At 64.3% G+C, this 4,587-nt stretch carries 3 protein-coding genes, 1 tRNA gene and 1 pseudogene; 2 read left to right on the top strand and 3 right to left on the bottom strand.

The annotated features are described in order from the left end of the window. Positions 1-2: 2 nt before the first annotated feature. From rnd to purM, 3 genes are all read right to left on the bottom strand, one after another. Entirely contained in the window at positions 3-1,160 is a 1,158-nt protein-coding gene (gene rnd, locus ACESL9_RS13960) for a ribonuclease D (RefSeq protein ID WP_372612034.1), read from the bottom strand. 102 nt (positions 1,161-1,262) lie between these two features. Further along, entirely contained in the window at positions 1,263-1,856 is a 594-nt protein-coding gene (gene purN, locus ACESL9_RS13955; RefSeq protein WP_372612032.1) for a phosphoribosylglycinamide formyltransferase, read from the bottom strand. Further along, on the bottom strand, positions 1,853-2,896 hold the full coding sequence (purM, locus tag ACESL9_RS13950; RefSeq protein ID WP_372675015.1) for a phosphoribosylformylglycinamidine cyclo-ligase: 1,044 nt from the start codon (positions 2,894-2,896) through the stop codon (positions 1,853-1,855). The genes purN and purM overlap by 4 nt, the downstream gene beginning before the upstream one ends. A gap of 186 nt (positions 2,897-3,082) precedes the next feature. On the opposite strand from purM, the gene ACESL9_RS13945 reads away from it, so the two are divergent. Both ACESL9_RS13945 and ACESL9_RS13940 read left to right on the top strand, forming a co-directional pair. Then, positions 3,083-3,159, top strand: a tRNA-Ile gene (locus tag ACESL9_RS13945). A gap of 447 nt (positions 3,160-3,606) precedes the next feature. After that, a pseudogene (locus ACESL9_RS13940) lies at positions 3,607-4,587 on the top strand (hypothetical protein); the annotation flags it as partial.

Raw genomic sequence — 4,587 nt, 5'->3', positions numbered from 1 at the left:
GCTCAAAGCTCGACGACCTTCACGTTGCGCCCCTTGGCCGCAAGCGCGATCTTGCCCTCGCACAGGCGCAGCGCATCCTCGCCGAAAACCTCGCGCCGCCAGCCCTTGAGCGCGGGCACATCCCGCTCGCCCGCCGCGATCAGGTCGAGATCGGCGGCCGGCGCGATCAGTTTCGACGCCACCCCCTCGCGTTCGGTCTTGGCCTTCAAAAGCACCCGCAACAGGTCGGCCAGCGCCGGGTTGACCTGGAGCTTCTCGCGGCTGCGATCGATCTGTGGCATGTCCTCGGGCGGGCACTCCATCCCGGCCTTGACCGCGGCGAGGATCCCTTCGGCGATCTCGCCGCGCCGCGCCTCGCGCAAGAGCAGCCGCGACCGGCCCAGATCCTGCATGCTTTGCGGCTTGGTCGAGGCCAGCTCGACCAGCGCGTCATCCTTGAACACCCGGTTGCGCGGGATGTTGCGCGACTTGGCATAACCTTCGCGGAACCGCGCCAGTTCGCGCACGATCGCCATGAACCGGCCCGACTGGGTCCGCGTCTTGACGCGTTTCCATGCCTCGCTGGGCTTGACCTCATAGGTCTCGGGATCGGTCAGAACCGCCAGTTCCTCTTTCACCCATTTGTCGCGCCCGGTCTTTTCCAGTTCTGCCGCCAGATGCTCATAGATCACCCGCAGATGCGTCACGTCGGCCAGCGCGTATTTCTTCTGCGCCTCGCTCAGCGGGCGGCGCGACCAGTCGGTAAATCGCGAGGTCTTGTCGAGATCGGCGCGCGCAATCTTCTTCACGAGGGTCTCATATCCCACCTGCTCGCCAAAACCACAGACCATGGCCGCGACCTGCGTGTCGAAAAACGGTTCGGGGATCACCCCCGCCTCGACCTGGAAGATCTCAAGATCCTGTCGCGCGGCATGAAACACCTTGACCACGCCCGTGTCGCGAAAAAGCTCGTAAAGCGGTTCAAGCGACATCCCCTCGGCCAGCGGATCGACCAGGACCGCGCCCTCGTCCCCGTCGCCCGGCATCGCCATCTGTACGAGACAGAGCTTGGAAAAATAGGTCCGCTCGCGCAGGAACTCGGTATCGATCGTCACATAGGGATGTTCACGCGCTTCCGCGCAAAAGGCGGCGAGGTCTTCGGTCGTGGTCAGGGTCTTCATGCTTTGCGGTTTCGCTTTCTTGGTTCATTGCACAGGGCGCGTCTTACGCCATGGCGCAGGTGATGGAAAGGCGCGCGGATCACAAAGGCACGGGCGGGCACCTCAGTCCAGAAAGATCCTCTCACGCTCGCCCGACAGGAAGCGGCGCAGCACCAGCGGGTAGAGTTCGTGCTCACGCACCAGCACCCGCGCAGCCAGCGCCTCGGGCGTGTCGCCGGGCCGGATCGGCACCAGCGCCTGCCCCAGGATGGGCCCGTCATCGAGCTCGGCCGTCACCTCGTGAACGGTGCAACCCGCCTCTGAATCGCCTGCCGCCAGTGCCCGCGCATGGGTGTCGAGCCCGCGATATTTCGGCAAGAGCGACGGATGGATATTCAACATCCGCCCGGCATAATGCCCGATGAAAAGCGGTGTCAGGATGCGCATGAATCCCGCGAGGCAAATGACCTCGGCCCCTGCCCCGTCAATCTCGGAAATCAGCTCTTTTTCAAACCCTTCCCGGTCACTCTTGAAGTCGCGATGATCCACCGCCGCCGTGGCAATTCCCATATCGCGTGCCTTTTGCAGGCCCCCTGCCGCCGGATCGTTCGACAGCACGAGGCAGGCCCGCCCCGGGTGATTGCCGGTCATCGACTCAACCAGCCGAACCATGTTCGACCCGCCACCCGAGATCAGGATCGCGACCGGGATGCTCACGCAAGCGTCCCGCGACAGGACACGCCGTCGCCCGCCACGACGCGGCCCAGCTCGTAAACTGCTTCGCCCTCACCTTCGAGAACCGCGCGCAGCGCCCCGGCCCGCGCCGCATCGACCACGAGGATCATGCCCACGCCGCAATTGAAGGTCTTGAGCATTTCGCCCTCTTCCATACCGCCCACGCCGCGCAGCCAGTCGAACACCGGTGGCAAGGACCACGCGCCCAGATCGACCTCGGCGCCCAACCCTTCGGGCAAGACCCGCGGCAGGTTCTCGTTCAGCCCCCCGCCGGTGATGTGGGCAAAGCCATGCACGCCCCCCGCCCGCACCGCCGCCAGCGCCTGTTTCACGTAAAGCCGCGTCGGGCGCAAAAGCGCCGCACCAAGGCTGCCTTCGTCCCATGGGCAGGCCGCATCCCAGCCCAGACCGCTCATCTCGACCAGTTTGCGCACGAGTGAATAGCCATTGGAATGCACCCCCGACGAGGCCAGTCCGAGGAGCACATCGCCCTCGCTCACCCCCTCGGGCAGGGCCGTGCCGCGCTCCATCGCGCCCACGGCAAAGCCCGCCAGGTCGAAATCGCCGGGCGGGTACATCCCCGGCATTTCTGCCGTCTCGCCGCCGATGAGCGCGCAGCCCGATTGCACGCAGCCCTCGGCAATACCCTCGACGATCCGCGCGGCCTTGTCGGTCTCAAGCTTGCCGGTTGCGAAATAATCGAGGAAAAACAGTGGCTCCGCTCCCTGGCAGACAAGGTCGTTGACGCACATCGCCACCAGGTCGATGCCCACGCCATCGACCTCGCCCGTGTCGATCGCGATGCGCAGCTTGGTGCCCACGCCATCGGTCGCCGCCACCAGAACCGGATCGGCATAACCCGCCGCCTTGAGATCGAAAAGCGCGCCAAAGCCCCCCAGCCCCGCCATCACGCCGGGGCGGTCGGTGCGCCGGGCCGCCGGCTTGATCCGCTCCACGAGTGCATTGCCCGCGTCGATATCCACACCGGCATCGGCATAGGTCACACCATTCTTTCCGCTCATCGGCACATCTCCCGGAAATTCCTGCGTCAGCGCCTACCCCATCGCGCGCAGCCGCGCAACGGCACAGACCCGTTCTCGATCATGCCGCCACGACCCGATGGAACGCGACGCGCTGCGCCGTCCCACGGCCACCGCTTCGTCGGCCGCTTGACCTCTCCCACGGTTCTGCTAGCAACGTTTCCGGGCGGGCCTGTAGCTCAATTGGTTAGAGCAGAGCGCTCATAACGCTTTGGTTGGGGGTTCGAGTCCCTCCGGGCCTACCATCATTTAACACCATCCGGTCGATTGCCCGCTATTTTGCCACTGCCCGGCGACAGAGGAGAGGACAATCCCGGTTGCCAACGGATGGCTGACCTGTCGGTCACGAACGGGAACCAAAAGGGAACCGAGGGCGCCCTCGAAAGGGGTTGCGCCGGTTCCCGTGGCACTCTTTGCAAAGACGCGACCTCAGGGAGGTCGAACATGCGGCGACCTGACCCCGCAAAGACAACTGCACTTTTCCCGCCCCTGATCTGCCCGACCGAACGAGACTCGCCAACCTGTCGCCCGCTCGAGACAAAATAGCACTTGACCAACAGACATGGGCAAGCAAGTTTGCGGCCGAACCGTGGACCGCCGGGTGGCGTTCCTTTCGATCGCGCGATCGGCGATACGTGACGACGCAAACGCACAAGACGCGCATGGAAAGCGACCAGCAAGAGGGAAGGCGCATGTCGATGGGAAAACGCGAACAGGGCGCACGGCTCGACAAGGGCAAGCGACAATATCGCGAAACATCTGCGCCATCCCAAACGGAGTTCGACGCCTACATGGCGCAGCTTTACACGGCGTCCGGGCACACATGGTTTTCGGCTTGGTCGAGGCCACATCTGATGAAACGCGCCAGGGTGAAACGCATGGCGAAACGTCTGCGTGACTCCGGCTTTTTCGATGGCGAATGGTATATACAGCAAAATCCAGACGTGGCCGAAGCGGGCGTTGATGCTGCTCAGCACTTCATCGAGTATGGATATTCAGAAGGGCGCAAGCCGTCACCGGACTTCGATTCCCCGGCCAACATGAACGACCATCCGGAGTGGGACGCGGCACAGCTGACGCCGTCGTCTCGTTCCGAGGACCCGAATTCGATCGCGGACCGCCCGGAGGAAGACCCGGACGCCCCCGTCCCGCATTACGGGAAGGGGCTGGACAACCTTGTCAGGGCGGCACGACGGCGCACGGCCCCCCCCGGGCAGACCGACGAGTACGAAGTGATCCGCAGCGCGTTCGACATCGCCTACTATCTTGCGCGCTATCATGACATCGCGCGTGCGACCCGCCTCGACCCGATCCAGCACTACATCAATGCCGGAGCGAAAGAAGGGCGCGATCCGTCGCCGCATTTCTCCACGAAAAGCTACCGCGCGCGTTACCCGGAAGTGGATGAAAGCGGGCTCAATCCGTTCTATCACTGGCTCACCATCGGCCGGGACAAGGGCTATATCGCGGAAGCGTTCAGTGAATTCGAGGGCATGTGCCGGATCCTCGGGCGCCCGCCACAGGAGGTGCAGGGCCTGCTGACAGATCGGCGCAACGACCTGCGGCAGCGGCTGGAACATGGCAAACTGGGCGAGATGGTGGCAAAAGCCGCCGAACTCGACCCCCTGATCGCCCATTCCTGGCCCGAGGCACTGCAGATCAAGCTGCCGCCC

The organism is Aquicoccus sp. (assembly GCF_041686535.1).
In the GTDB taxonomy this organism is placed as follows: Bacteria; Pseudomonadota; Alphaproteobacteria; order Rhodobacterales; family Rhodobacteraceae; genus Aquicoccus.
The sequence above is the reverse complement of the archived record's forward strand: the minus strand, read 5'-3'. Positions and strand labels throughout refer to the sequence as shown.